Genomic DNA, 23,812 nt, shown 5'->3' with positions numbered 1-23,812 from the left:
TTTTCATAACCGGAGGATGGGAGAATCCACAATATGAAAATCAAGGCGACAATTGAACGGGTACCTGGCGGAATGATGATTATTCCGCTATTTCTTGGAGCGGCGCTCAACACGTTTGCGCCTGGAACAGCGGAGTTCTTTGGAGGGTTTACGGGTGCTTTGATTACCGGAACGCTGCCGATACTGGGTGTTTTTATCTTTTGCGTAGGAGCAACGATTGATTTTCGTTCTTCAGGCTATATCGCAAGAAAAGGAATCACGTTATTATTGGGAAAGATCGGATTTGCGGCGCTACTCGGCGTGATCGCAGCGCAATTTATACCAGACGATGGCATACAATCCGGCTTTTTTGCAGGCCTTTCTGTTTTAGCAATTGTCGCGGTAATGAATGAAACGAACGGCGGACTATATTTGGCGCTCATGAATCACATGGGAAGAAAAGAGGATGCGGGCGCTTTCGCCTTTATCAGTACAGAATCTGGTCCTTTTATGACCATGGTGACGTTTGGTGTGACGGGACTTGCCGCATTCCCATGGGAAACGCTGGCAGCGACAGTCATCCCGTTTTTACTTGGATGTATACTTGGAAATCTGGATCACGATCTCAGAGACTTATTCAGCAAGGTTGTGCCGGCGATCATTCCATTTTTCGCCTTTTCGCTCGGCAATACCTTGAATTTTGGAATGCTGATCCAATCAGGGCTGCTCGGCATTTTTATCGGAGTTTCTGTCGTCATTTTATCGGGCAGTTCCTTGTTTTTACTTGATCGTTTTGTCGCGCGGGGAGACGGTGTCGCGGGTGTGGCCGCTTCTTCTACGGCAGGGGCGGCTGTAGCCGTGCCATACGCATTAGCGGAAGCGAATGCCTCATTTGCGCCAGTTGCTGAGTCGGCAACTGCAATTATCGCGACAAGCGTTATTGTCACCTCGCTCTTAACCCCGCTGGCAACAGTGTGGGTGGATAAAAAAATCAAGCAGAAAAAGCGGAGAACACCTCCACCAAAAAATCAAATGACGATCAACTGAATAAAAAGGCTGCCGCAAAACATACCGGCAGCCTTTTATACAAACAATTTGACTTTCATACCCCCTTCCATTAGCCTGTAATGGAACGGCTAGAATAGGGAGGGAATGGATATGGAGATACATACATATGAAAAAGAATTTTTTGATCTTTTAAAAAGAATCTCACATTACAGCGAAGCAGTTGCGTTAATGCACTGGGACTCCAGAACAGGAGCGCCGAAAAACGGCTCAGAGGATCGTGCCGAAAGCATCGGCCAGCTTTCAACAGATATATTCAATATCCAAACATCAGATCGAATGAAGGAGCTTATCGATGTCCTGTATGAACGATTTGATGACTTGTCGGAAGATACGAAAAAAGCAGTGGAACTGGCGAAAAAAGAGTATGAAGAGAATAAGAAAATCCCTGAGGCTGAATACAAAGAATACGTGATTCTGTGTTCAAAGGCAGAAACAGCGTGGGAGGAAGCGAAAGGAAAATCTGATTTCAGCTTGTTTTCTCCTTATTTAGAACAGCTGATTGAATTCAATAAACGTTTTATTACGTATTGGGGATATCAAGAGCATCCTTATGATGCATTGCTTGATTTGTTTGAGCCCGGCGTCACGGTAAAGGTGCTTGATCAGCTGTTTACTGAGCTGAAGGAAGCGATTATCCCTCTTGTTAAACAGGTGACAGCTTCCGGAAATAAACCAGATACAAGCTTTCTTACAAAAGCGTTCCCGAAAGAAAAGCAAAAAGAGCTCAGTCTGTATTTTTTACAGGAGCTTGGCTACGATTTTGATGGCGGAAGACTTGATGAAACCGTTCATCCGTTTGCAACTACGCTGAATCGGGGAGACGTTCGGGTCACGACGAGATATGATGAAAAAGATTTCCGGACGGCGATCTTTGGCACCATTCATGAGTGCGGGCACGCGATATACGAGCAAAATATTGATGAAGCACTCAGTGGCACGAATTTGTCAGACGGCGCATCAATGGGAATTCATGAATCGCAATCATTATTTTACGAGAATTTTATCGGCCGCAACAAGCATTTTTGGACACCGTACTATCAGAAGATTCAAGAAGCATCACCTGAACAGTTCAAGGACATCTCCCTGGATGATTTTGTCCGGGCAATCAATGAATCAAAACCTTCATTTATCAGGGTCGAAGCGGATGAATTAACGTATCCTCTTCATATCATCATCCGTTATGAAATTGAAAAAGCGATTTTTAGCAATGAAGTGTCTGTGGAAGATCTGCCGTCGCTTTGGAATCAAAAATACCAGGATTATTTAGGGATTACACCGCAGACCGACGCAGAGGGGATTTTACAGGACGTCCATTGGGCAGGTGGAGATTTCGGCTACTTCCCATCCTATGCGCTCGGCTACATGTATGCGGCTCAGCTGAAACAAAAAATGCTTGAGGATCTCCCTGAATTTGACGCTCTCTTGGAAAGAGGAGAGTTCCATCCGATAAAGCAATGGCTGACGGAAAAGGTGCACATTCACGGAAAACGGAAAAAGCCGTTAGACATTATTAAAGATGCAACAGGAGAAGAGCTGAATGTTCGCTATTTAATTGATTATTTATCAAACAAATATTCAAATCTCTATCTGTCATAATCAAAAGCCTGGCGGCGCGTCGTCAGGCTCTTTTATATCGAATCCCCTTGAAATACGAATGATATCTAAAAAAACAAAATTAAAGTTCGGGAATTTTTATTTTCAGTCTATGCAAGAGATTAGAATCTTGATATAATTTATTACAATATAATAGGAACACTCATATAATCGCGTGGATATGGCACGCAAGTTTCTACCGGGCACCGTAAATGTCCGACTATGGGTGAGCAATGGAACCGCACGTGTACGGTTTTTTGTGATATCAGCATTGCTTGCTCTTTATTTGAGCGGGCAATGCTTTTTTTATTCTCATAACGGAGGTAGACAGGATGGAAGCACTGAAACGGAAAATAGAGGAAGAAGGCATCGTATTATCTGATCAGGTATTGAAAGTGGATTCTTTTTTGAATCACCAAATTGATCCGCTGCTTATGCAGAGAATTGGTGACGAATTTGCGTCCAGGTTTGCAAAAGACGGTATTACCAAAATTGTGACAATCGAATCATCAGGTATCGCTCCCGCTGTAATGACGGGCTTGAAGCTGGGTGTGCCAGTTGTCTTCGCGAGAAAGCATCAATCGTTAACACTCACCGACAACTTGCTGACAGCGTCTGTTTATTCCTTTACGAAGCAAACAGAAAGCCAAATCGCAGTGTCTGGGACCCATCTGTCGGATCAGGATCATGTGCTGATTATCGATGATTTTTTGGCAAATGGACAGGCAGCGCACGGGCTTGTGTCGATTGTGAAGCAAGCGGGAGCTTCTATTGCGGGAATTGGCATTGTTATTGAAAAGTCATTTCAGCCGGGAAGAGATGAACTTGTGAAACTGGGCTATCGAGTGGAATCTTTGGCAAGAATTCAGTCTTTAGAAGAAGGAAAAGTGTCCTTCGTACAGGAGGTTCATTCATGAGAAATGGATTCGGCAAAACGCTGTCTTTAGGGATTCAGCATGTTCTTGCCATGTATGCCGGCGCCATTGTTGTTCCTCTGATTGTCGGAAAAGCAATGGGACTGACCGTCGAGCAGCTGACTTATTTAGTATCAATTGATATTTTTATGTGCGGTGTGGCTACACTTCTGCAAGTGTGGAGCAACCGATTTTTTGGGATCGGGCTTCCGGTAGTGCTTGGCTGTACCTTTACAGCTGTATCGCCGATGATAGCGATTGGATCTGAATATGGGGTTTCAACTGTTTACGGCAGCATTATCGCTTCAGGCATTCTTGTCATTCTTATTTCATTTTTCTTTGGAAAGCTCGTATCGTTTTTTCCGCCGGTCGTGACAGGCTCTGTTGTTACGATTATCGGTATTACACTGATGCCGGTTGCCATGAATAACATGGCCGGCGGAGAAGGAAGTGCAGATTTCGGAGATCTCTCCAATCTTGCTCTTGCTTTTACCGTGTTGAGTATCATTGTGCTTCTATACCGTTTTACAAAAGGCTTTATCAAGTCCGTCTCGATTTTGATCGGTATTTTGATTGGCACCTTCATCGCATATTTTATGGGAAAAGTTCAATTTGATAATGTTTCGGACGCGGCAGTTGTTCAAATGATTCAGCCATTTTACTTCGGAGCGCCGTCTTTTCACGCAGCGCCTATCATTACGATGTCCATCGTTGCAATTGTCAGCCTTGTGGAGTCAACTGGTGTTTACTTTGCTTTAGGTGACCTGACAAACCGCCGTTTGACAGAGAAAGATCTGTCTAAAGGCTATCGAGCTGAAGGACTGGCTGTGCTTCTGGGCGGTATTTTTAACGCTTTTCCTTACACGGCATTCTCTCAAAATGTCGGGCTTGTTCAGCTCACAGGGATCAAAAAAAATACCGTCATTGTGGTCACAGGTGTGATCCTAATGGCATTTGGGCTGTTTCCAAAGATCGCTGCTTTCACGACCATTATTCCATCCGCTGTTTTGGGCGGTGCAATGGTGGCGATGTTTGGAATGGTGATTGCTTACGGAATTAAAATGCTCAGCCGCATTGATTTTGCGAAACAGGAAAATCTGCTGATTGTTGCCTGCTCAGTGGGATTGGGGCTCGGTGTGACCGTTGTGCCGGATATTTTCAAACAGCTTCCGAGTGCCTTAACGCTGCTTACAACGAATGGCATTGTGGCGGGCAGCTTTACTGCAGTCGTCTTAAATATTGTATATAACGTTTTTTCTAAAGCTAAAAAATCAGAACAAGAAGCTGACCTCACTGAACAAAAAACAGCAGTCTAACTCCGCCGCGGCGGAGTTTTTTTGCATATAAAAAAGATTGTTGCGGCACAATGTATGCAAAGAGGTGATCGCATGGCGTTTATTTTATCCATTGGAACAAGTCTTCCTGCGTATAATGTAAACCAAGAGAAAGCGGCCGAGTTCGCCCGCTATATGTTTCAGCATTCTTTTAAGGATATTGACCGGCTGTTATCCTCCTTTAAAAACGGGCAAATCCATTCGAGACAGTTTGTTAAGCCGATTGAATGGTATAAAGAGGGGCACAGCTTTGAAGAAAAAAATCAAATATACATAGAAGAAACACTTAAACACAGCAGAGCGGCTGTTCGTGAGTGCCTCTCTCATCCGGAATTTTTTCAAGAAGCCATTCCTTATGAGAAAGTGGAAGCTGTTTTTTTCGTCTCCAGCACAGGCCTTTCCACACCGAGTATCGAGGCGCGGCTTATGAATGAACTTCCGTTTTCTCCATATACGAAGCGGATTCCGATTTGGGGGCTTGGCTGTGCAGGAGGAGCCAGCGGACTTGCGCGTGCAGCCGAATACTGCAAAGCGTATCCTAAGGCTTTTGTGCTTGTCATTGCTGCCGAGCTGTGCAGCCTGACATTCCAGCCGGAAGATAAAACAAAAAGCAATCTGATCGGCACCTCGCTTTTTGGTGACGGCATTGCCGCAGCTTTATTATGCGGAGAGAAGGCGGACCGCAGGATGTCAAAGCTGCAACTTGCGCCGAAGATAATGGACGCCCAATCTGTTTTGATGAAACAATCAGAAGATGTCATGGGCTGGGACTTTACCGATCAAGGATTCAAAGTCATTTTCTCACGAGACATTCCGACCTTGGTGGAAAAATGGCTCAAAACAAATGTACAGATTTTTTTGGACAAACATAAGCTGTCATTCCATGATATCAGTGTTTTTTTGGCGCATCCAGGCGGAAAAAAAGTGATCGATGCATACATCAAAAGTCTCGGGCTATCGTCAGAAAAGCTTTCATCTGCGCAAAGCATTTTGCAAAAGCACGGAAATATGTCTTCAGCTACAATCTTGTATGTGATCAAAGACCATCTGCAGAACGGACATAAAAAGGAAGCTGAACGAGGAATGATTGGCGCATTAGGGCCGGGTTTCTCATCAGAGTTGCTGTTATTCAGCTGGGAAAAGGGGGCTTGACTCATGTTTTGGTTGTTGATCGCCATTCTCATTGTTCAAAGAGCAGCAGAAATGGCAGTGGCCAGGCAAAACGAACAAAAGGTAAAGAAGCAAGGAGCAATTGAATTTGGCGAGAGCCACTATCCGTATATCATTACGATGCATATCCTTTTTTTCCTGTCCTTAATTGCCGAGGTGCTGCTGATGAATAAACAGCCGTCCAACTGGTGGCTCGGTATCGCTGCAGTGATTTTAAGCGTACAGATCGTACGGTATTGGGCGCTTTGTTCCTTAGGGGCATATTGGAATACGAAAATCCTTGTTGTTCCAGGTGTAGAGCTTGTAAAAAAAGGTCCATATAAATGGATGAAACATCCAAACTATGCCGTTGTTATACTTGAAATTTTGCTGATTCCGCTGCTTTATCAAGCATACGTCACCATGTGTCTGTTTTCCATTTTCAATGCCGTGTTGTTAAGCGTCAGAATTCGCGCAGAAGACAAAGCATTACAGGAATACAGCGTAAAATAGCGATTGAAAATCATTCTCAACCATGTTAAAATGAATTTGAAAAAGATTCTCAATCAGGATGGTGAAGCAAATGACAATGCTGTTTTTGCTTGGAGCGGTTTGTACATATAGTGTATTAATTGGTTTTGTATTAAAAGGAATCTCTAATAAATCTGTTTGATGAATCTGGAACTTGTAAAAGTTGCAGATTTTCTTTTATAGAAGCTGCCGTAATGGCGGCTTTTTTCTATTCTCCTAAAGAAATTTGGTTTATTCTTGTGTAAAATGAAAAGGGAATGATTTCAGATCTTTCGAAAAAGGTTCACAATTGAAATGGCACAAAGGGGTTCAGACTTATGACAGATCAAAACAGAAAAGAGCTTTTGCAAAAAACTGGGGAAATTTATAAGCAATTTATTGAGAATCAAGATGAACAAAGGGCTGCTAAACTGGCTGCGGTCATGAAAAAAGCGGCTGATGAAGAGGTTTATATCGCGTTTACCGGGCATTATTCAGCGGGAAAATCGTCACTGCTGAACTGCCTGTTAATGGAGAATATTTTGCCGACAAGCCCGATTCCGACAAGCGCTAACCTTGTTGTGATCAGAAACGGGGAAAAGCGAGTTCGGCTTCATACAACAGACGGAGCGTGTGCTGAGCTGGAAGGGACTTACCAGAAAGACAAGGTGCAGCAATATTGTAAAGACGGGGAAGAGATTGAAAGCGTCGAAATTTTTGACAGGTATACTGAGATCGATTCCGGGGTTGCGTATATTGATACTCCAGGGATAGATTCAACAGATGATGCTCATTTTCTATCGGCTGCTTCTATTCTTCACCAAGCGGATGCGCTGTTTTACGTCGTTCACTATAATCACGTGCACTCTGAGGAAAATGTAAAGTTTCTCAGATCAATAAAAGAAAGCATTCCGAATGTGTATTTTATCGTCAATCAAATTGACCGCCATGATGAGACGGAGACGAAATTTGGAGACTATCAAGCGCAGGTAGAGGAGATGCTTTGCAATGAAGGGATTTCAAGGGAAGCGCTCTATTTTACATCAGTAACAGAACCGGATCACCCGTTCAATCAGATGGGGGCCCTGAGAGAAGAGTTAAGAAGAATAGAACAGCAATCAAAAAGCAATATGCAGGCTTTAACGGAACAAAAAGTCCGTAATCTGCTAAAGGAACATACGGAAATGCTGAAGAAAGACGAAACAGGTGCTCCGAGTTTCGCTGAACAGCTTAATATCCAAATTGGACTGGTCCAATCGCTGCGTGATCAATTGAATGAGGCCGAAAAACAAACGACTGAGGCAGAGAAGAGGATGCAGGAAGAAATCAATCGTATTTTAAAAAACGCAAACCTGACGCCTTTTGAAATGCGTGAATTGGCAGCTGCATTTTTAGAATCACAAGAGCCTTCTTTTAAAACCGGCTTTTTCTTTTCTAAAGCGAAAACTGCACAGGAAAGAGATAAAAGGCGGAATGCTTTTTTCTCTGATGTGGCAAAACGAACAGAGGCCGAAGCGGATTGGCATATGATAGACACGCTTCATAAACTCGCCAAGGTATTTGATGTCTATACCGCTGAAAGTGAAAAGCTGATTCAGGCCTATCGCACACCGCTTGATATAAGCATCATTGAACGCGCGGTCAAGCATGGTGCAGCCTTTTCCTCTGAATATGTATTGCAATATACAAAAGACTTGGCAGAGCTCATCCGGAAAGAGGCGAAAAGAGAAGCCGCAGACATCATAAAGGTGCTCTCCGCTATGGTGAAAGAGCGTGTTTCCAAAGATGTGCAAACAATTAACGACCGGCTCGTCCAAGAATCAGAAAAACTTGTCTTTCTTCAAGAACAGGCGCGTTTAGAGAATAATGCCCGAGAGAAAACCGATCGCCTGTGGGCCATTTGGGAAGAAGAGTCCGCATGCCCAATGCATATAGACACAGAATGGTTTAAATCGAAGAAAACAAGAGTGGCGGCTCCAGAGCAGAAACAAGGCCGAAGCCAGCTGACGGCGCAGCCGATGCCGAAATCAGAAATCAAAATGGAACAAGAAATGCCGCTTCAAGACCAAATCAAACGCTTTTACACTTTGTCTGACCTTTTAGGCGAATGCAGCATGTTGTTAAAGCAAACTTCAGCGTTTCGTGAAAGGGTGAAAAGGCTTGAGGAACGGAAATTTACACTCGCTCTTTTTGGAGGCTTTAGCTCGGGGAAATCATCATTTGCCAATGCGCTTGTCGGCGAAAGAGTGCTGCCATCCTCACCAACGCCAACCACAGCGACAATTAACAAGATCACAAAGCCAATCAATGGCAACTTAAACAAAACAGCGGATGTAGTGTTTAAGACAGAGGATGACATAACGGCTGAAATTTTGCAGCTCACCGGAATACCAAAGGAACCGGCAGGCCGTTCCTTCACAGAGAAGTGGGAAAAGGCAGTCAAAAAAAACAGGCTGCAGGAAGAACACGTGAAATTGATCAGCAATTTCCTGCTTGCATACGAGAAGTATCAGCAGTATATACAGGAACAGAAGAAATTAACGATTCCGCTCTCTGAATTAAAGCCGTATGTAGCAGAGGAAACAACGGCCTGTGCTGTGAAAGAGGTAACGGTCTACTATACATGCCCGCTAACTGAAAAAGGGATTACGATCGTTGATACACCCGGCGCGAGCAGCATGAATAAACGGCATACAGAACTGGCATTCCAATATATCAAAGATGCTGATGCATTTTTTTATATGACTTATTATCAGCACTCTTTTTCAAAAGGAGACCGTTCATTTTTGCGAAAGCTTGGACTTGTGAAAGAATCGCTCAGCATGGATAAAATGTTTTTTATTATTAATGCTGCAGACCTTGCAAAAGATAAAACAGAGCTCGAAACAGTGACCGATTATGTCAGCGCAGAGCTTGTAAAAGAAGGGGTTTATGAGCCGCAGCTCTTTACCGTATCAAGTAAGGAGGAACTGGTGGGAAAACCGGAGTCATTTTACAATCAGTTCTCGAAAGTAAGAAAACATTTAGACCGGTTTATCGAAGTGGATGTAAAAAAAGCGTCAGCAGCGCAGCTCAGTTCGGAGGCAGACAAACTATGCGAAACCGTTTTTCAGCTTCACCAATCCCAGCATCAGTCCCGAGAAGAGAAGGAAGCGCAGAAACAGCGCCTTATGCTGTCATTTGAGCAGGCAGCGGCCGATATCGAGAAACGGCGGAACTCAGAAACCATCATTGAGAAAGTAAAAAAAGATACAAGAGAGCAGCTTTATCACATTACACAGCGATTATCATATTTTGCAAATGATTTATTAAAATCGGCATTTCATCCCGGGCTGCAAAACGGGGATTGGAAAAAGAACGTCAGTAAGGCGATGACAACAGCCTTACATGAATATCAATTTGAATATATTCAGGAAATCAAAACGCTTGATGTTCGCATGAGCGGTTTCATCGAACGGCATATCAATGAAGAATGGCTGGATCATTTTCAAAAAACATTAAACGAGGACGGTTATTTTTCCGTTTATGCGGGTGATCAGCATTCGAACGGCATACAGTTGAAGGAAGTTGAACCGGAAATAGAAGAACGTGCTTTTGAGCAGGAACTAAAAGAGATCAGATCACCGAAGCAGTTTTTTGAGCAGAAAGGAAAAGCGGCCTTTATCGAAGCTGTACGGATGAAACTTACGAAAATCACAGAGGCATGGATAAAAAATGAAGAAGAAAGCCTGATATCTCATTACACTGCTCACCTCAGACGCTTACAGGAAGATATGGGTGAAAAAGCAATCGCGCAAATAACGGATCAAAAAGAGACATATTTAAGAGGATATGCGGAAGGGGAACATGCGAAAGAGATTGAAATGGCGTATCAGGCGTGCATCTCCTGGAAAAATTCAGACAATACAATAAAAATGTAAAATTCAGTTGGCTTGTATTTCAAGTCATGATAGACTAAATAGAAAAAAGCGAGATGAACGATTAATGTCAGAGGTACATAAAGCAATTTCAGCACATTCATCAAAACAGCACGAGCATATCAAAGCATTTATGCGTCTTGAAAATATGCGTGAATTGGCGATTGAAGAAGCTGTTGCTAAATGCAGAAACGATGAGCCTTATACTACAGATGCAATTAATGAAATTACCGAGCAAATGAATCAGCTCGCTAAAAAAGGCATCGTCCCGACAAGACGGCTTGTATCAAAAGAAATGGTCAGAGAATACGTAAGCCGCATGTAAGCTGGATGATCCTGTCGCGAGTGAACCTCCTGCCGGAAGCATATACTATATGCATCCGACGTAAGGGGGGATTCATGTTGGGCAGAACAAAGCTCGGAAACAGAAATGCACAGGCGAATAACAATGTCAAAAAGAAAAACGGATTTCAAACCCATTTTGACTCTTACGCAGGACGCGAAGCTGAAAAGCTGATCGCCAGCAACAAAAGACACAACGATTGATAAATATCCAAACAGTATCTCTAATTAAAGAGATACTGTTTTTTATTTTTGGGCTGCTTTATGATAAAATAGAAGGAATGAAAGAAAAGGGAGTTATTTGATGAATAATAATAAACTATTGCTGGTTGACGGCATGGCTCTTTTATTCCGGGCCTTTTTTGCCACGGCCGTACATCGCAACTTTATGATAAATGACAGCGGGGTGCCGACGAACGGCGTCAACGGCTTTTTAAAGCATTTGATTACAGCTGTGGAAACATTCCAGCCGACACACGTCGTCTGCTGCTGGGACATGGGGAGCAAAACGTACCGAAATGACTTGTTCCAAGATTATAAGGCCAACCGCAGCGCGCCGCCTGTGGAGCTGATTCCGCAGTTTGATTTGGCAAAGGAAGCAGCCGCAGAGCTTGGAATCATGAATATTGGCTTTGCCGGCTATGAAGCGGATGACTGTATCGGTACTCTTGCCGATTTATTTGCGAATGAAGCGGACATTACGGTCGTAACAGGGGACAGAGATTTACTTCAGCTGTTAACGGATAAAGTAAGCGTTGCTTTGCTTCAAAAAGGAATCGGAAATTATAAAGTCTATACAAAAGAGACTTTTTATGAAGAAACAGGCGTAATGCCGAAGGCTTTGATTGATATTAAAGCGCTTATGGGAGATTCCAGTGATAACTATCCCGGAGTCAAAGGGATTGGAGAAAAAACAGCCTACAAACTGATCCGTGAATACGAAACGATCGACCATTTATTGGAAAATCTTTCTCTTCTTCCAAAAGGACAGCAGGGAAAAATTCAGCAAGGTTTAAGCGATTTGGAGATGTCGAGGAAGCTTGCGGAAATTCATTGCTCAGTGCCGCTGGCCTGCACACTGAAAGACGCTTTATTTACTTTGCAAATGGAGCAGGCGGCTGACATGCTTCGCCGCCACCAAATCAAAGGAATTGAGCGTATGCTTGAAAAGCTGAACGCTAGAGAGATCGTTTAGATCTTCTCTAGCGTTTTGTATTGCTTTTTTTTGCTCTCTCCTCAAGCTCTGTTTTAGGGTCATTATGTGTATTGCCTTCCAGGTCGCCTTGCGGAGTAACACCGCCGGTCAGCCGGCCTTTATCTTTCTTTTTCATGTTAGTTCACCTCGCCATTAGGATGAACCAATGATCAAGATTTAATTCTTTTCATTCAGCCGAATCGCTTCTTTTGCCAGAAGATCGGCTTTTTGGTTTTGCTTGCCCGGTATCCATTTGATGAAAAAAAGAGGGAATGCCGCTTTTAATCGGGTGATTTCTTCTACGAACGGTTGAAACGTTTTATTTTTAACCATTTCAAGCTCAGTGGCGCGTTCCACAATATCTGAATCGGTTCGAAAGGAAACCGATTGATACCCGCGCGTTGCACATAGCTTCATCCCTTCAATTAATGCAAGAAATTCCGCTTCTTGGTTTGTATGCACTCCGATTGGAATAGAGAAGGATTCTGCTTTTCCCTCATGTTTGATAAAAATGCCGATACCGGAAGGCCCTGGATTACCGGCGCTTGCGCCGTCTACATATATTTCTGTAGGCATTATAAACTCCTTTCATCATTAGGTATCATTTTTTTGGCTGCATAGGCATAAGGCAATGAAATTAAAGATACCGCAAACTTAATCAAATATGTAGAAATAAAAATATGAAGCCACACGCCTGCCGGATAAATGCCGAGAAAGGCGACTGCAGTGAATATGAATGTATCAAACAACTGGCTGACTGCTGTACTGCCGCCGTTTCTGAGCCATAAAAGCCGATCAGAAGGAAATATCCTTCTAATTGCCGAATATACATAAACATCCAGCGTTTGGCTGAAGATAAAGGCAAGCAGACTTCCTAACGCAACTCGCGGAAGGAATCCGAAAATCGTTTCCAGCGCTGTTTGTGATATGTCGCTGGAAGCCGGTTCGAAAAGCAGCACGCCCTGCATGACAAATGTCAGCGTCAGGAGCGTTGAGAATCCGAGCCATACCGCTTTTCTGGCTTCAGCTGGTCCGTATTTTTCATTCAGCACATCTGTCGCAAAAAAGATTGTGCCATACATCACATTCCCGAGTGTCGCTGTTAAGCCAAACAGTTCGACTGTTTTGACGACTTGGAGGTTGGCGCAGACTGTCGCAAAACCGATCCAAACAAACAGTCCCATTTTGCCAAATCCTTTATAAAATAAAAGAACAATGATAAAATGAATGATCGCAAAAAAGATCCAAAACGAATTATTAAACAAGATGAAAAAGCTTCCTTTCCGGGGTAAGATTGGTTTGATTATAGCATATGCCCGGCAACTAATGAATGGTAAGGTGATTGTAATGAAGCTCAGACCGCATTTGAAAATAGAAGCAAAAGGAACAGGATCCGTCTCATTTTTTAGCGAAGACTGGCTGACAGCACAGCAGGCACGTATGCTCGCCAGAGAACTTGGACGTTTTCCATACATGAAAGAGCTAGAGTTCGAAGACGAGAAAGGCGGCAGCTGGACGCTGAAGGAATTGGAAAAGCTGACAGAGGAGCTTGCTCAAGAGCCTGATGACATTACTGTTTATTTTGACGGCAGTTTCGATAAGGAGAGCGAACTGGCCGGTCTCGGGATCGTCATCTATTATTCACTGGGAGGAACCCGGCATCGCTTGAGAAAAAATAAAAGCTTCCGGCTGAAAACCAATAATGAAGCTGAATACGCAGCGCTTTATGAAGCAATAAGAGAAGTAAGAGAGCTTGGGGCAAGCAGAAATTCAATTACAATCAAAGGGGACTCGCTTGTTGTGCTGAATCAGCTTGACGGCAGCTGGCCTTGTTATGATCCATCTCATAATGAATGGCTGGACAAAATAGAAGCACTCCTTGAATCGCTGAAGCTTACTCCAACCTACGAAACAATACAACGAAAAGACAATCAGGAAGCTGACGGCCTCGCTAAAAAAATTCTATCCCATCAATTCGTAGAAAGCCACACGAAATTAGACCGTAACGGAGATGACGATATTGGATAAGAAAATGATCTTTAAAGAACTGACAGAACTGCACGATGAATATTGCAAGGACTGTTTTATTAAGAAGCAGTTTCGCAAAGAATTTGGCAAAACTTATGCGCATTCATTTTGTATCAATAAATGTACGGTTGGTGAAAAGCTGAAACAATACGGAGATGTCTTAACCAATCACTAAAAATAAAAACCGCAGAAGCTGCGGTTTTTATTCTTTGAATTCATCCAGCTGATGCTCGCTGTCATCTAGCAGCTGCTGTTGCTGCTTTACAAATTCAGGATCATCGAGAGCTGCCAGCTCTTCAGATTGTGACAGTTCTCTAGCATCCTCAATGGCTTGGTATGCAGAGTCGACTAATGTTTTGCTTTGGCCTCTCGTCGCGGCGCCTGTTGTTTTCTGCGCTGTTTCCACCGCTAGTTCCAGCTGCCGCTTATCCGTAAAGCCAGTCTGATCCTCATTATGAAATTCTGAAGTCACAAAAAACACCTCCGCCATTATTTTGCAGAGTTTTTTTGAAATTTATGTACCAAAATAGAAAAGAAAATAAAAATAAGCCGATATAACTATTGAACCAGAATAAATAGGACCGTTTTACTATTTGAGGTATCTTGATAGAGAAGGGGAACGCAGCTATGGATGATAAAGACTTGAAGTTGATCCTTCACAAAACATTTATAGAAATATACAGTGATTTAGAAGAACTGGCGGATATCGCGAAAAAAGGAAAACCATCAATGGAAAAGTATGTTGAAGAGATTGAACAGAGGTGTAAACAAAACATTTTGGCGATTGAAATCCAGATGAAAATCAAATAGGAGAGGCGAATGCCTCTCCTCTATTTGTCATCTCATCATCATGTATTGAGTTTAGAGTTTTACAACATTAGAAGCTTGAGGTCCACGATTACCTTCGACAATTTCAAAAGAAACTTCTTGTCCTTCTTCTAATGATTTGTATCCATCTCCTTCGATAGCTGTGAAGTGAACAAATACATCGTCTCCGCCTTCAACTTCAATGAAGCCGAATCCTTTTTCGTTGTTGAACCATTTTACTTTACCGTTTTGCATATTGCTTAATTCCTCCTAGTACTGTAGCACCCATGTGCTAAAAAAAATTTTGTCATCATCTAACTTTGATTCATTGTTAAATGATGGTTCAACTATACACCATCTGGGAGCACCCGTCAAGTTTCGAAACGGCTTATTTTTCAAAAGAAGGGCAAGTTTCATAAAAAAATGTAACCGCTTTTATTAATGGCTGAATATAAATAAAAAGAGCACACGATTTTCGTATGCTCTCAAGTACGCCATTACGATAGCACTTTGGCTTTTTGTTTGGCAGTCATCATTTCTGATTCCTTCAGGATATCCTCTAAAATCACTTCAGAGGAGTTTGCTAAATGAAGGTCCTTAATGTTTTTCTTCATGCGATGCAAGGTATCTTCATCTGCAAGAAGGGAAGTGACTGACTCGAGAATCTCTTCATGACGGTTCACAACGATGGCAGCTCCGCGGTCTTCAAAGAAGTTTGCATTTTCTTTTTCCTGTCCAGGCACGGGTTTGTACAGAATGACAGGCACTCCAATGGCTGTGGCTTCTGTCAAAGTAATGCCGCCGGGCTTGGTAATCATGCAATCTGTGATTCGGAATAGCTCATCAATGCGCTCCACATAGCCCAGAACTTTTAATTTGTCACCATTTTCCGCCTCAAGCGCACTCAAAGATTCTTTTAAAGCCGTATTTTTCCCGCACACGACAACCACTTGCACTTGGTCATCTTTGACAAGGTTTTCGCACAGCTCTTTTACGTTCTTTAATACACCGTGAGCACCTGCCATGATCAGAAGCACTTTTTTGTTTGGTGAAAGATTGTACTTTTTATATATCGGGCCAACCGGCATGGATTCTTCAAATTGCGGCCTGATTGGAATTCCTGTGATTTTTACGTTGCTTGGATGAGTGCCGATCTCCAGCAGTTTTTCCTTCACGTAATCTGTCGCCACATAATATTTATCCACGTTTTCGTGAACCCAAATTTTATGAAGACAAAAATCAGTCATAACGTTGAAGGTAGGAATGACTCTTCCAGTTCGGCGTCTGTATTCAGGCACGACGATCATCGGAAATGTATTAATAATAATATCGGGCTGATGTTCATCGACAAGTTCGCCCAATCTTTTATTACCCATTTTAAAGTAAATATTGAATTTACGTTTATTATAGATTTTGTCAACTCCGTAATAAAACAAACGATAAAACTGTTTCCCGATTGAGAAGCTTTTTAAATAAAGGTATTGAGTTACCTCTGAAACAATCGGATTTGACTCTTGGTACAAATTAGAAACTGTTACATGCTGAAAGCCGAGCCGTACACATTGTTCATATAGTGTTTTGGCTACCTGCACATGTCCATTTCCGTAATTTGCAGTCAAAATTAATACTCTTTTATTGGTATTCAAGTAAATTCACCTCAATGTAATCAACAACAAGCAAGCTTCATGCATCGTAAGGAGTTATTGTCTATACATAAACATAACACAAATACATAATCGAATTATTAATGCAGTGAAAAAGTTAAGCTAATTTTAAATGATTTGGATTCCAGTATTTTAAATTTTTGTTATACGCAGACTGAATCAGATGTATTTTATCATATTTTTTGCTCAGCGTATCACTAAAAAAAGAAAAATTAGTCCCATTCATAAGGAGTTTCCTGGTAAACGTAATAATTCAGCCAATTCATAAACAATAATGTGGCATGCGCTTTCCAGCGATTCACTGGCTCGTTGCTGCCTTTTGCAAAATAATGTTTAGGTGCCTCGACAGTAGAAAGGTTTCGTTCCAAATCTCTTTCATACTCTTGAAGAAGCGTATTTGTATCATATTCAGGGTGCCCTGTCAAAAAGACTTGTTTTTCGTCTTTAGACACAATTAAGCAAACCCCGGCTTCCTTTGATGCGGTAAGAATGTTTAACTCGGGCACTGCTTGAAGCTGTTCCATATTTATATCTGTATGCCGGGAATGCGGCACGTAGTATAGCTCGTCAAAACCTCTTACCAATCTTTCGTGTTTTGAAAGAACGGTATGTTCGAACACACCGAAGATTTTTTTCGGCATTTGAATTTTTTCCACACCGTAATGGTAATACAAACCTGCTTGAGCACCCCAGCAAATATGCAAGGTTGAAGTGACATTTGTTTTGCTCCACTCCATGATTTCCTTGAGCTCTTCCCAATATGAAACCTCTTCAAACGCCAAATGCTCGATCGGCGCACCGGTGATAATCATGCCGTCAAACCTCTTGTGACGGATATTGGAAAAAGTCGTGTAAAATTCGTCAAGGTGTTCTCTCGCAGTATTTTTCGGCGTGTGTGTGCTTGGGATTAAAAATGTGAAATGAACCTGTAAAGGCGAATTTCCAAGCAATCTGAGAAGCTGAGTCTCTGTTTGGATTTTTTTCGGCATCAAATTTAATATAATAATTTTTTGCGGCCGGATATCCTGATGAAATGCTCTGCTTTCATCCATTACAAATATCTGTTCACTTTCAAGCACCTGTTTTGCCGGCAGGTGTGTTGGTATATTAATAGGCAACGTGCCACCTCCATTATTTCCCCGTTAATTTTCTTCATTATAGGAATTTTCACGCCAATTTTCAATCTATCTATGCGTGTTGAGGGGGAAACAACAGAAAACTCTTTAAATAAAACGCACTGACACGCCTTTTGGTTTCACAGTAAAATGATTTTCCATGATGTCAGAGGGAATTGTAATGTTTTATAGAATGATAAGATAAAAAATGAGCCATATGAATTGATAATGAACGGACGCTCATATTGTTAAGTTTCTTATGAGTTCTTAATTGATGTTTACATTTTGAATTGAGATTTAAAAAAGGTAAAATAATCAGCACCAAGGACATAGGAGGGACTTACATGTCTATTTATCAAATAAAGGTACGTACAATAACAGGGAAAGACATGACACTTCAGCCTTTCGCGGGAAAGGTACTGATGATAGTGAATACAGCAAGTAAGTGCGGTTTTACTCCCCAATTGAAGCAGCTGCAGGAATTATATGATACATATCAACAGGAGGGGCTGGAGATCTTAGGGTTTCCCTGCAATCAATTCATGAACCAAGAGCCTGGTGAAGAGGCTGACATACAGGAATTTTGTGAAACAAATTACGGTGTTACATTTCCTATGTTTTCAAAAGTGGATGTAAACGGGAAAAACGCCCACCCGCTGTTTGTATATTTGACAGAACATGCGAAAGGGATGCTGGGAACTAAGGCGATCAAGTGGAATTTCACGAAATTTATAGTGGATAGAAATGGAGAAATCGTTGGTCGTTATTCACCAAATACAAATCCGAAAGAGCTGGAAGACGATATCGTGAAGCTATTAGAGCAATAAAAAGAGGGTGTTTTTGTGAAGGAATTGAAGCAGGCAGAGCAAATCAGGGCATGGGTTCAATCTATCATGACTGACGAAAGCTCTGGACATGATTGGCATCATGTATCAAGAGTAGCAGATATTGCAGCGTATATTGGAGAAAAGGAAAAAGCGGATTTGTTCATTGTTGAAACGGCGGCTTTGGTTCATGATTTAATTGATGTGAAGCTGCCTGACACGGTCAGGCTTTCTGTGAGCGAAGTATATGATCAGCTCGTTTTTTTCGGAGTAGGAAAAGAGAATGCTGACAGGGTGATTCATATTATAACAAGGATGTCCTTTCGAGACAGGGAAAAGCTGGCGAAGGAGCCGCTCTCAATTGAGGGAAAAGCCGTACAGGATGCTGACAGACTTGATGCGATTGGTGCTGTCGGCATTGCGAGAGTTTTCATGTTTGCGGGCGCAAACGGGCATGGCCTTTATGGAGATGATCAAAGCGCCTACGCTCATTTTTTTCATAAGCTGCTGCGGCTGAAAGATATGATGAATACAGACACTGCACGGGAACTGGCAGAAGAAAGACACAATTTTATGCTTCAGTTTGTCCGCCAATTAGAAAAAGAAATACCCGGGATTGATGCCAAAACGTCGTAATAGAAGGCTTGGAGCGACTATGATAGAATAAGTCACAGATATGCTATAGGAGGACGATCATGAAGATAAAATCAATTGAACCTACACCAAGCCCGAATACAATGAAAGTCATCTTAACGGAAGAGCTTCCGGCGGGCAAAAGCAATAACTATAAACTTGAGCAAGCAGAAGGCGCACCGCCTGTTATAGCGGAAATCCTTAAAATAGATGGAGTTAAAGGGGTATATCACGTCGCAGATTTTCTTGCTGTTGAACGGAATGCAAGATACGACTGGAAAGACATTTTACCGCAAGTCCGCACTGCATTTGGGATGGAAAGTGCTGAAAGCGCAGAAGAAAATCGTTCTGATCAAGAATCTTTTGGAGAGGTAAAAGTTTTTGTGCAGATGTTCAGCGGCATTCCTATGCAAGTTAAATTAACCGATGGGGAGCGGGAAGAACGCTTCGGCTTACCTGAACGCTTTCAGCAGGCGATCTTAAAACTTAGATCTGAAGCTTCCAATGTTGTGTTTGAGCGGGCTTGGAAAGAACAAGGTGTCAGATTCGGTGACTTTGATGAAATCGGCCATGACGTGACAGAAGAACTTCAGGCGGCATACAGTGATGAACGGCTGAAACGACTGACTGAAGCAGCCGCTCAAGGAAAGGGCGGAGCAAAACAAGCTGTACAGCGCAAAGCGTATAAAGTAACGCTTGACATGCTGGATGATGAGGACTGGAAAAAGCGTTATGCACACTTGGAACAAATGGATCCGAAAGAAGAGGATATCCCGGTTTTACAGAAGGTATTGGATGATCCAAAGGTGTCCATCAGAAGACAGGCTGTTGTGTACTTAGGAATGATTGAAACACCTGATGTTCTTCCTCTATTGTATAAAGCACTTGAGGACAAAGCTGTATCAGTCAGAAGAACGGCCGGAGACTGCCTGTCTGATATCGGCGATCCTCAAGCCATTCCTGCTATGATCAAGTCGTTAAGCGACTCCAGCAAGCTTGTTCGCTGGCGTGCGGCCATGTTCCTGTACGAAGTCGGCGATGAAAGTGCAATTGAAGCTTTGCGCGCTGCCGAAGATGACCCCGAATTTGAGGTCAGCCTTCAAGTCAAAATGGCGCTTGAACGTATTGAGCATGGAGAAGAAGCAAAAGGTTCTGTTTGGAAACAAATGACGGAAAGCAGAAAAAAAGGCGAATAGAAATAAAAAAGGTGCAGATCATGCACCTTTTTTATGTGAATTCACTTTTTATAAAAATTATTTCGAATATTGTTGAAAAATATCCGAAAACTATTTATAGTAAGTAACAATATTAATAGTTGGAGGGTTCAAATCGAAAGAAAGCTATATAAATATAAAAACACGAAAGAACAAAACAAGGTGAGGGCGGCCTGAATTTATCTTATTTGCAAAAACAGCTCATAAATAAACTGAAAATTTTCAAAATAAAATCCAATCAAACAATTGAAAGAATTTAGGAGGATCACCATGGCAGAATTACGCAGTAATATGATCACACAAGGAATCGATAGAGCTCCGCACCGCAGTTTGCTTCGTGCAGCAGGGGTAAAAGAAGAGGATTTCGGCAAGCCGTTTATTGCGGTGTGTAATTCATACATTGATATCGTTCCCGGTCATGTTCACTTGCAGGAGTTTGGGAAAATCGTAAAAGAAGCAATCAGAGAAGCAGGGGGCGTGCCGTTTGAATTTAATACCATTGGGGTAGATGATGGCATCGCAATGGGGCATATCGGTATGAGATATTCGCTGCCAAGCCGTGAAATTATCGCAGACTCTGTGGAAACGGTTGTATCCGCACACTGGTTTGACGGAATGGTCTGTATTCCGAACTGCGACAAAATCACACCGGGAATGCTTATGGCGGCAATGCGCATCAACATTCCGACGATTTTTGTCAGCGGCGGACCGATGGCGGCAGGAAGAACAAGTGACGGGCGAAAAATCTCCCTTTCCTCAGTATTCGAAGGGGTAGGCGCCTACCAAGCAGGGAAAATCAACGAAAACGAGCTTCAAGAACTAGAGCAGTTCGGATGCCCAACGTGCGGGTCTTGCTCAGGCATGTTTACGGCGAACTCAATGAACTGTCTGTCAGAAGCACTTGGTCTTGCCTTGCCGGGTAATGGAACCATTCTGGCGACATCTCCGGAACGCAAAGAGTTTGTGAGAAAATCGGCTGCGCAATTAATGGAAACGATTCGCAAAGATATCAAACCGCGTGATATCGTTACAGTAAAAGCGATTGATAACGCGTTTGCACTCGATATGGCGCTCGGAGGTTCTACAAATACCGTTCTTCATACCCTTGCCCTTGCAAACGAAGCCGGCGTTGAATACTCTTTAGAACGCATTAACGAAGTCGCTGAGCGCGTGCCGCACTTGGCCAAGCTGGCGCCTGCATCGGATGTGTTTATTGAAGATCTTCATGAAGCGGGCGGCGTGTCAGCGGCTCTGAATGAGCTTTCCAAGAAAGAAGGAGCGCTTCATTTAGACGCGCTGACTGTTACAGGAAAAACTCTTGGAGAAACCATTGCCGGACATGAAGTAAAGGATTATGACGTCATTCACCCGCTGGATCAACCATTCACTGAAAAGGGAGGCCTTGCTGTTTTATTCGGTAATCTAGCTCCGGACGGCGCTATCATTAAAACAGGCGGCGTACAGAATGGGATTACAAGACACGAAGGGCCGGCTGTCGTATTCGATTCTCAGGACGAGGCGCTTGACGGCATTATCAACCGAAAAGTAAAAGAAGGCGACGTTGTCATTATCAGATACGAAGGGCCAAAAGGCGGACCTGGCATGCCGGAAATGCTGGCGCCAACATCCCAAATCGTTGGAATGGGACTCGGACCAAAAGTGGCATTGATTACAGACGGACGTTTTTCCGGAGCTTCCCGTGGCCTCTCAATCGGCCACGTATCACCTGAGGCCGCTGAGGGCGGGCCGCTTGCCTTTGTTGAAAACGGAGACCATATTATCGTTGATATTGAAAAACGTATCTTGGATGTACAAGTGCCAGAAGAAGAGTGGGAAAAACGAAAAGCGAACTGGAAAGGTTTTGAACCGAAAGTGAAAACCGGCTACCTGGCACGTTATTCTAAACTTGTGACAAGTGCCAACACCGGCGGTATTATGAAAATCTAGATATTGGGGACACTTTCTTTTATTTTATGGTGTGAACATTTGAAATCCGGCCCTCTCTATAGTATCCTTTACTTCAGATGAAGGATACTAGAGGGGGCTTTTTTTATGTCAATGGCTTATGAAGAATACATGCGCCAGCTTGTCGTACCGATGCGCCGCGAGCTGACTGGAGCAGGTTTTGAAGAGTTAACAACAGCAGAAGAAGTAGAAAACTTTATGGAAAAGGCAGAGGGCACAACTCTTGTAGTCGTTAACTCTGTATGCGGCTGCGCGGCAGGCCTTGCGCGTCCTGCGGCTACACAGGCAGTCCTCCAGAATGACAAAACACCTGACAATACGGTGACTGTTTTTGCGGGCCAAGATAAAGAAGCTACTGCGAAAATGCGTGAGTATTTTACTGGCCAGGAGCCTTCTTCACCATCAATGGCTCTTTTGAAAGGCAAAGAAGTCGTACATTTTATTCCGCGTCATGAAATTGAAGGACACGATATGGAAGAAATCATGAAAAATCTGACTGCTGCCTTCGATGCGCACTGCTAAATGCCCGTTTTCCGGGCATTTTCTTTTTGGGAGTACAGAAGATGATAACAACAAGCTATAGACCGTCTGAACACACCATAAAAACCGCAAAGCAGCTTTCTAAAGAGCTAAATATGCCATACTGCGGCCGGAATAAACAAACGGTTGAACACCTGCTGAGGTCAGCTGAACGTGATTTGCTTGTGGTCGGCAAAGAGCGGTTTGAGCTGTATACGAAACAAGGTGCCAAATTCTTTTTTCATCCGAATACAGCGATGTTTAGAGCCAAACGCTTCTTACAGGGAGAGCAAGAGCCTATGCTTCGGGCTGCCGGCTTATCTGAAGGGGATACGTTTTTAGATTGCACACTCGGGCTGGGGTCAGATGCCATTATCGCAAGTATGGCAGTAGGCGAAACGGGTTCTGTTGTTGGGATTGAAAAAAACCATCTTGTGTCTGTTTTAGTGAGGATGGGGCTGCATTCATGGGAAACGGGTATAGAAGAGCTTCAAACTGCGATGAGAAGAATCCAGGTGAAGAATGGTGATTGCTTAGAATACATCAAACAGCTTCCTGACAACTCTGTTGATGTGGTTTATTTCGATCCAATGTTTCATGAACCTGTAGAGACCTCTGACGGCATCGCGCCTTTACGTGATTTGGCAGAGGATTCAGTTTTACACGAAGGATGTATCAATGAAGCGGTACGAGTCGCCAGAAAAAGCGTTGTGCTAAAAGACCACTGGAAAAGTCCGCGGTTTGAACAGTTTGGTTTTAACGTCATGAAAAGAAAAACAGCACTGTTCCATTATGGCGTCATTCAAACAAGCCCGTGATTCATATCACGGGCTTTCTGTTAATCGGTGACCTCCATGACGACAAAGTATAATAATGTTAAGAGTGAAACTGTGGCAAACAGAGCGTCAATCATGCGGAAAGCCTCCTTTCATTGAATATTGTAAGCGTTTTTACACAAAGTGCATAGCAACGAATCTCCTAATTTGCATATCAGTTTCATATAGTACATGACTTGCATGTTTTGGATGTGCTAAAATAAGAG

General features: G+C 42.9%; 28 protein-coding genes and 1 riboswitch. Of the genes, 20 read left to right on the top strand and 8 right to left on the bottom strand.

Translation table 11 applies throughout. The annotated features are described in order from the left end of the window. Window positions 1-33: 33 nt before the first annotated feature. From kdgT to exnP, 11 genes are all read left to right on the top strand, one after another. Window positions 34-1,026, top strand: a complete 993-nt coding sequence (gene kdgT, locus CW370_RS06255) for a 2-keto-3-deoxygluconate transporter (protein WP_029945980.1) — start codon at window positions 34-36, stop codon at window positions 1,024-1,026. Between the two features lie 111 nt (window positions 1,027-1,137). Beyond that, window positions 1,138-2,643: a carboxypeptidase gene (ypwA, locus tag CW370_RS06250; RefSeq protein WP_017696980.1), complete on the top strand. Its 1,506-nt coding sequence runs from the start codon at window positions 1,138-1,140 to the stop codon at window positions 2,641-2,643. A gap of 140 nt (window positions 2,644-2,783) precedes the next feature. Further along, window positions 2,784-2,883, top strand: a riboswitch (purine riboswitch). 89 nt (window positions 2,884-2,972) lie between these two features. Continuing rightward, window positions 2,973-3,557: a xanthine phosphoribosyltransferase gene (gene xpt / locus CW370_RS06245; RefSeq protein ID WP_024572344.1), complete on the top strand. Its 585-nt coding sequence runs from the start codon at window positions 2,973-2,975 to the stop codon at window positions 3,555-3,557. Then, complete coding sequence (pbuX, locus tag CW370_RS06240) at window positions 3,554-4,870, top strand: xanthine permease PbuX (RefSeq protein ID WP_029945979.1); 1,317 nt, start codon at window positions 3,554-3,556, stop codon at window positions 4,868-4,870. The genes xpt and pbuX overlap by 4 nt, the downstream gene beginning before the upstream one ends. Before the next feature lie 72 nt (window positions 4,871-4,942). Next, window positions 4,943-6,040, top strand: a complete 1,098-nt coding sequence (gene bpsA, locus CW370_RS06235) for a type III polyketide synthase BpsA (protein ID WP_024572342.1) — start codon at window positions 4,943-4,945, stop codon at window positions 6,038-6,040. A 3-nt stretch (window positions 6,041-6,043) separates the two neighbouring features. Continuing rightward, the gene (gene bpsB / locus CW370_RS06230; RefSeq protein WP_024572341.1) at window positions 6,044-6,550 is read left to right on the top strand and encodes an alkylpyrone methyltransferase; all 507 of its coding nucleotides are present in this window, start codon (window positions 6,044-6,046) and stop codon (window positions 6,548-6,550) included. Window positions 6,551-6,620: 70 nt separating this feature from the next. Then, window positions 6,621-6,710, top strand: coding sequence for a Fur-regulated basic protein FbpC (gene fbpC, locus CW370_RS06225; RefSeq protein WP_100069434.1), 90 nt, complete (start codon window positions 6,621-6,623; stop codon window positions 6,708-6,710). 175 nt (window positions 6,711-6,885) lie between these two features. After that, on the top strand, window positions 6,886-10,467 hold the full coding sequence (gene dynA, locus CW370_RS06220; RefSeq protein ID WP_024572340.1) for a dynamin GTPase: 3,582 nt from the start codon (window positions 6,886-6,888) through the stop codon (window positions 10,465-10,467). A gap of 64 nt (window positions 10,468-10,531) precedes the next feature. Then, the gene (locus CW370_RS06215) at window positions 10,532-10,789 is read left to right on the top strand and encodes a YpbS family protein (protein WP_003230757.1); all 258 of its coding nucleotides are present in this window, start codon (window positions 10,532-10,534) and stop codon (window positions 10,787-10,789) included. A 74-nt stretch (window positions 10,790-10,863) separates the two neighbouring features. Further along, window positions 10,864-11,010, top strand: a complete 147-nt coding sequence (locus tag CW370_RS06210; protein ID WP_080262618.1) for a hypothetical protein — start codon at window positions 10,864-10,866, stop codon at window positions 11,008-11,010. A gap of 100 nt (window positions 11,011-11,110) precedes the next feature. Further along, window positions 11,111-12,001, top strand: coding sequence for a 5'-3' exonuclease ExnP (gene exnP, locus CW370_RS06205; RefSeq protein ID WP_024572339.1), 891 nt, complete (start codon window positions 11,111-11,113; stop codon window positions 11,999-12,001). Between the two features lie 7 nt (window positions 12,002-12,008). On the opposite strand, the gene sspL is transcribed toward exnP, so the two are convergent. Genes sspL through CW370_RS06190 form a run of 3 tightly spaced genes read right to left on the bottom strand, consistent with a single transcriptional unit; the run spans window position 12,009 to window position 13,266 of the window. Further along, window positions 12,009-12,137, bottom strand: coding sequence for a small, acid-soluble spore protein L (gene sspL, locus CW370_RS06200; protein ID WP_003218255.1), 129 nt, complete (start codon window positions 12,135-12,137; stop codon window positions 12,009-12,011). A 41-nt stretch (window positions 12,138-12,178) separates the two neighbouring features. Beyond that, window positions 12,179-12,577, bottom strand: coding sequence for a reverse transcriptase-like protein (locus tag CW370_RS06195; protein ID WP_024572338.1), 399 nt, complete (start codon window positions 12,575-12,577; stop codon window positions 12,179-12,181). Next, window positions 12,577-13,266: a queuosine precursor transporter gene (locus tag CW370_RS06190; RefSeq protein ID WP_024572337.1), complete on the bottom strand. Its 690-nt coding sequence runs from the start codon at window positions 13,264-13,266 to the stop codon at window positions 12,577-12,579. The genes CW370_RS06195 and CW370_RS06190 overlap by 1 nt, the downstream gene beginning before the upstream one ends. 82 nt (window positions 13,267-13,348) lie before the next feature. Between CW370_RS06190 and CW370_RS06185 the strand changes: the two genes are divergently transcribed. Next, a complete protein-coding gene (locus CW370_RS06185; RefSeq protein WP_014477138.1) occupies window positions 13,349-14,029 on the top strand; it encodes a ribonuclease H family protein in 681 nt (226 codons plus the stop codon). Then, window positions 14,022-14,204, top strand: a complete 183-nt coding sequence (locus tag CW370_RS06180) for a zinc-finger domain-containing protein (RefSeq protein ID WP_004399003.1) — start codon at window positions 14,022-14,024, stop codon at window positions 14,202-14,204. Before CW370_RS06185 ends, CW370_RS06180 begins: the two co-directional genes overlap by 8 nt. Window positions 14,205-14,231: 27 nt before the next feature. On the opposite strand, the gene CW370_RS06175 is transcribed toward CW370_RS06180, so the two are convergent. After that, window positions 14,232-14,501, bottom strand: a complete 270-nt coding sequence (locus tag CW370_RS06175) for a DUF2564 family protein (RefSeq protein WP_004398863.1) — start codon at window positions 14,499-14,501, stop codon at window positions 14,232-14,234. 155 nt (window positions 14,502-14,656) lie between these two features. On the opposite strand from CW370_RS06175, the gene degR reads away from it, so the two are divergent. Further along, on the top strand, window positions 14,657-14,839 hold the full coding sequence (gene degR, locus CW370_RS06170; protein WP_003230774.1) for a transcriptional regulator DegR: 183 nt from the start codon (window positions 14,657-14,659) through the stop codon (window positions 14,837-14,839). A gap of 51 nt (window positions 14,840-14,890) precedes the next feature. On the opposite strand, the gene cspD is transcribed toward degR, so the two are convergent. The 4 genes from cspD to metA form a co-directional block, all read right to left on the bottom strand. Then, complete coding sequence (cspD, locus tag CW370_RS06165; protein WP_003230776.1) at window positions 14,891-15,091, bottom strand: cold-shock protein CspD; 201 nt, start codon at window positions 15,089-15,091, stop codon at window positions 14,891-14,893. Window positions 15,092-15,106: 15 nt separating this feature from the next. Next, window positions 15,107-15,253: a hypothetical protein gene (locus tag CW370_RS21210; RefSeq protein WP_123373170.1), complete on the bottom strand. Its 147-nt coding sequence runs from the start codon at window positions 15,251-15,253 to the stop codon at window positions 15,107-15,109. An 80-nt stretch (window positions 15,254-15,333) separates the two neighbouring features. Continuing rightward, window positions 15,334-16,482, bottom strand: coding sequence for a diglucosyl diacylglycerol synthase (locus tag CW370_RS06160; RefSeq protein WP_003246153.1), 1,149 nt, complete (start codon window positions 16,480-16,482; stop codon window positions 15,334-15,336). 230 nt (window positions 16,483-16,712) lie between these two features. Then, complete coding sequence (gene metA / locus CW370_RS06155) at window positions 16,713-17,618, bottom strand: homoserine O-acetyltransferase MetA (RefSeq protein ID WP_024572336.1); 906 nt, start codon at window positions 17,616-17,618, stop codon at window positions 16,713-16,715. A gap of 341 nt (window positions 17,619-17,959) precedes the next feature. Between metA and CW370_RS06150 the strand changes: the two genes are divergently transcribed. From CW370_RS06150 to CW370_RS06125, 6 genes are all read left to right on the top strand, one after another. Next, window positions 17,960-18,442, top strand: coding sequence for a glutathione peroxidase (locus CW370_RS06150; protein ID WP_024572335.1), 483 nt, complete (start codon window positions 17,960-17,962; stop codon window positions 18,440-18,442). Between the two features lie 15 nt (window positions 18,443-18,457). After that, window positions 18,458-19,075 carry an Mn(2+)-dependent (deoxy)ribonucleoside pyrophosphohydrolase gene (gene hdhQ / locus CW370_RS06145; RefSeq protein WP_024572334.1) on the top strand — a complete coding sequence of 206 codons (618 nt, stop codon included), beginning with the start codon at window positions 18,458-18,460 and terminating at the stop codon, window positions 19,073-19,075. A gap of 59 nt (window positions 19,076-19,134) precedes the next feature. Next, the gene (locus CW370_RS06140; protein ID WP_024572333.1) at window positions 19,135-20,268 is read left to right on the top strand and encodes a conserved virulence factor C family protein; all 1,134 of its coding nucleotides are present in this window, start codon (window positions 19,135-19,137) and stop codon (window positions 20,266-20,268) included. 288 nt (window positions 20,269-20,556) lie between these two features. Beyond that, complete coding sequence (gene ilvD / locus CW370_RS06135; RefSeq protein ID WP_009967560.1) at window positions 20,557-22,233, top strand: dihydroxy-acid dehydratase; 1,677 nt, start codon at window positions 20,557-20,559, stop codon at window positions 22,231-22,233. 105 nt (window positions 22,234-22,338) lie between these two features. Next, window positions 22,339-22,773 carry a bacilliredoxin BrxA gene (gene brxA, locus CW370_RS06130; RefSeq protein ID WP_003230794.1) on the top strand — a complete coding sequence of 145 codons (435 nt, stop codon included), beginning with the start codon at window positions 22,339-22,341 and terminating at the stop codon, window positions 22,771-22,773. A 41-nt stretch (window positions 22,774-22,814) separates the two neighbouring features. Further along, the gene (locus CW370_RS06125; RefSeq protein ID WP_024572098.1) at window positions 22,815-23,588 is read left to right on the top strand and encodes a class I SAM-dependent methyltransferase; all 774 of its coding nucleotides are present in this window, start codon (window positions 22,815-22,817) and stop codon (window positions 23,586-23,588) included. Window positions 23,589-23,812: the final 224 nt, after the last annotated feature.

Origin of the sequence: Bacillus sp. SN32 (assembly GCF_002837495.1) — a bacterium.
GTDB lineage: Bacteria > Bacillota > Bacilli > Bacillales > Bacillaceae > Bacillus > Bacillus subtilis.
Note: the sequence above shows the minus strand (reverse complement) of the source record. Positions and strands in the feature narration are given on the sequence as shown.

Excerpts from the sequence above, each read along its gene's own strand:
- kdgT (WP_029945980.1), top strand. The coding sequence starts at position 34 with ATGAAAATCAAGGCGACAATTGAACGGGTACCTGGCGGAATGATGATT.
- ypwA (WP_017696980.1), top strand. The coding sequence starts at position 1,138 with ATGGAGATACATACATATGAAAAAGAATTTTTTGATCTTTTAAAAAGA.
- xpt (WP_024572344.1), top strand. The coding sequence starts at position 2,973 with ATGGAAGCACTGAAACGGAAAATAGAGGAAGAAGGCATCGTATTATCT.
- pbuX (WP_029945979.1), top strand. The coding sequence starts at position 3,554 with ATGAGAAATGGATTCGGCAAAACGCTGTCTTTAGGGATTCAGCATGTT.
- bpsA (WP_024572342.1), top strand. The coding sequence starts at position 4,943 with ATGGCGTTTATTTTATCCATTGGAACAAGTCTTCCTGCGTATAATGTA.
- bpsB (WP_024572341.1), top strand. The coding sequence starts at position 6,044 with ATGTTTTGGTTGTTGATCGCCATTCTCATTGTTCAAAGAGCAGCAGAA.
- fbpC (WP_100069434.1), top strand. The coding sequence starts at position 6,621 with ATGACAATGCTGTTTTTGCTTGGAGCGGTTTGTACATATAGTGTATTA.
- dynA (WP_024572340.1), top strand. The coding sequence starts at position 6,886 with ATGACAGATCAAAACAGAAAAGAGCTTTTGCAAAAAACTGGGGAAATT.
- CW370_RS06215 (WP_003230757.1), top strand. The coding sequence starts at position 10,532 with ATGTCAGAGGTACATAAAGCAATTTCAGCACATTCATCAAAACAGCAC.
- CW370_RS06210 (WP_080262618.1), top strand. The coding sequence starts at position 10,864 with ATGTTGGGCAGAACAAAGCTCGGAAACAGAAATGCACAGGCGAATAAC.
- exnP (WP_024572339.1), top strand. The coding sequence starts at position 11,111 with ATGAATAATAATAAACTATTGCTGGTTGACGGCATGGCTCTTTTATTC.
- sspL (WP_003218255.1), bottom strand. The coding sequence starts at position 12,137 with ATGAAAAAGAAAGATAAAGGCCGGCTGACCGGCGGTGTTACTCCGCAA.
- CW370_RS06195 (WP_024572338.1), bottom strand. The coding sequence starts at position 12,577 with ATGCCTACAGAAATATATGTAGACGGCGCAAGCGCCGGTAATCCAGGG.
- CW370_RS06185 (WP_014477138.1), top strand. The coding sequence starts at position 13,349 with ATGAAGCTCAGACCGCATTTGAAAATAGAAGCAAAAGGAACAGGATCC.
- degR (WP_003230774.1), top strand. The coding sequence starts at position 14,657 with ATGGATGATAAAGACTTGAAGTTGATCCTTCACAAAACATTTATAGAA.
- cspD (WP_003230776.1), bottom strand. The coding sequence starts at position 15,091 with ATGCAAAACGGTAAAGTAAAATGGTTCAACAACGAAAAAGGATTCGGC.
- CW370_RS21210 (WP_123373170.1), bottom strand. The coding sequence starts at position 15,253 with ATGAAACTTGCCCTTCTTTTGAAAAATAAGCCGTTTCGAAACTTGACG.
- CW370_RS06150 (WP_024572335.1), top strand. The coding sequence starts at position 17,960 with ATGTCTATTTATCAAATAAAGGTACGTACAATAACAGGGAAAGACATG.
- CW370_RS06140 (WP_024572333.1), top strand. The coding sequence starts at position 19,135 with ATGAAGATAAAATCAATTGAACCTACACCAAGCCCGAATACAATGAAA.
- ilvD (WP_009967560.1), top strand. The coding sequence starts at position 20,557 with ATGGCAGAATTACGCAGTAATATGATCACACAAGGAATCGATAGAGCT.
- brxA (WP_003230794.1), top strand. The coding sequence starts at position 22,339 with ATGTCAATGGCTTATGAAGAATACATGCGCCAGCTTGTCGTACCGATG.
- CW370_RS06125 (WP_024572098.1), top strand. The coding sequence starts at position 22,815 with ATGATAACAACAAGCTATAGACCGTCTGAACACACCATAAAAACCGCA.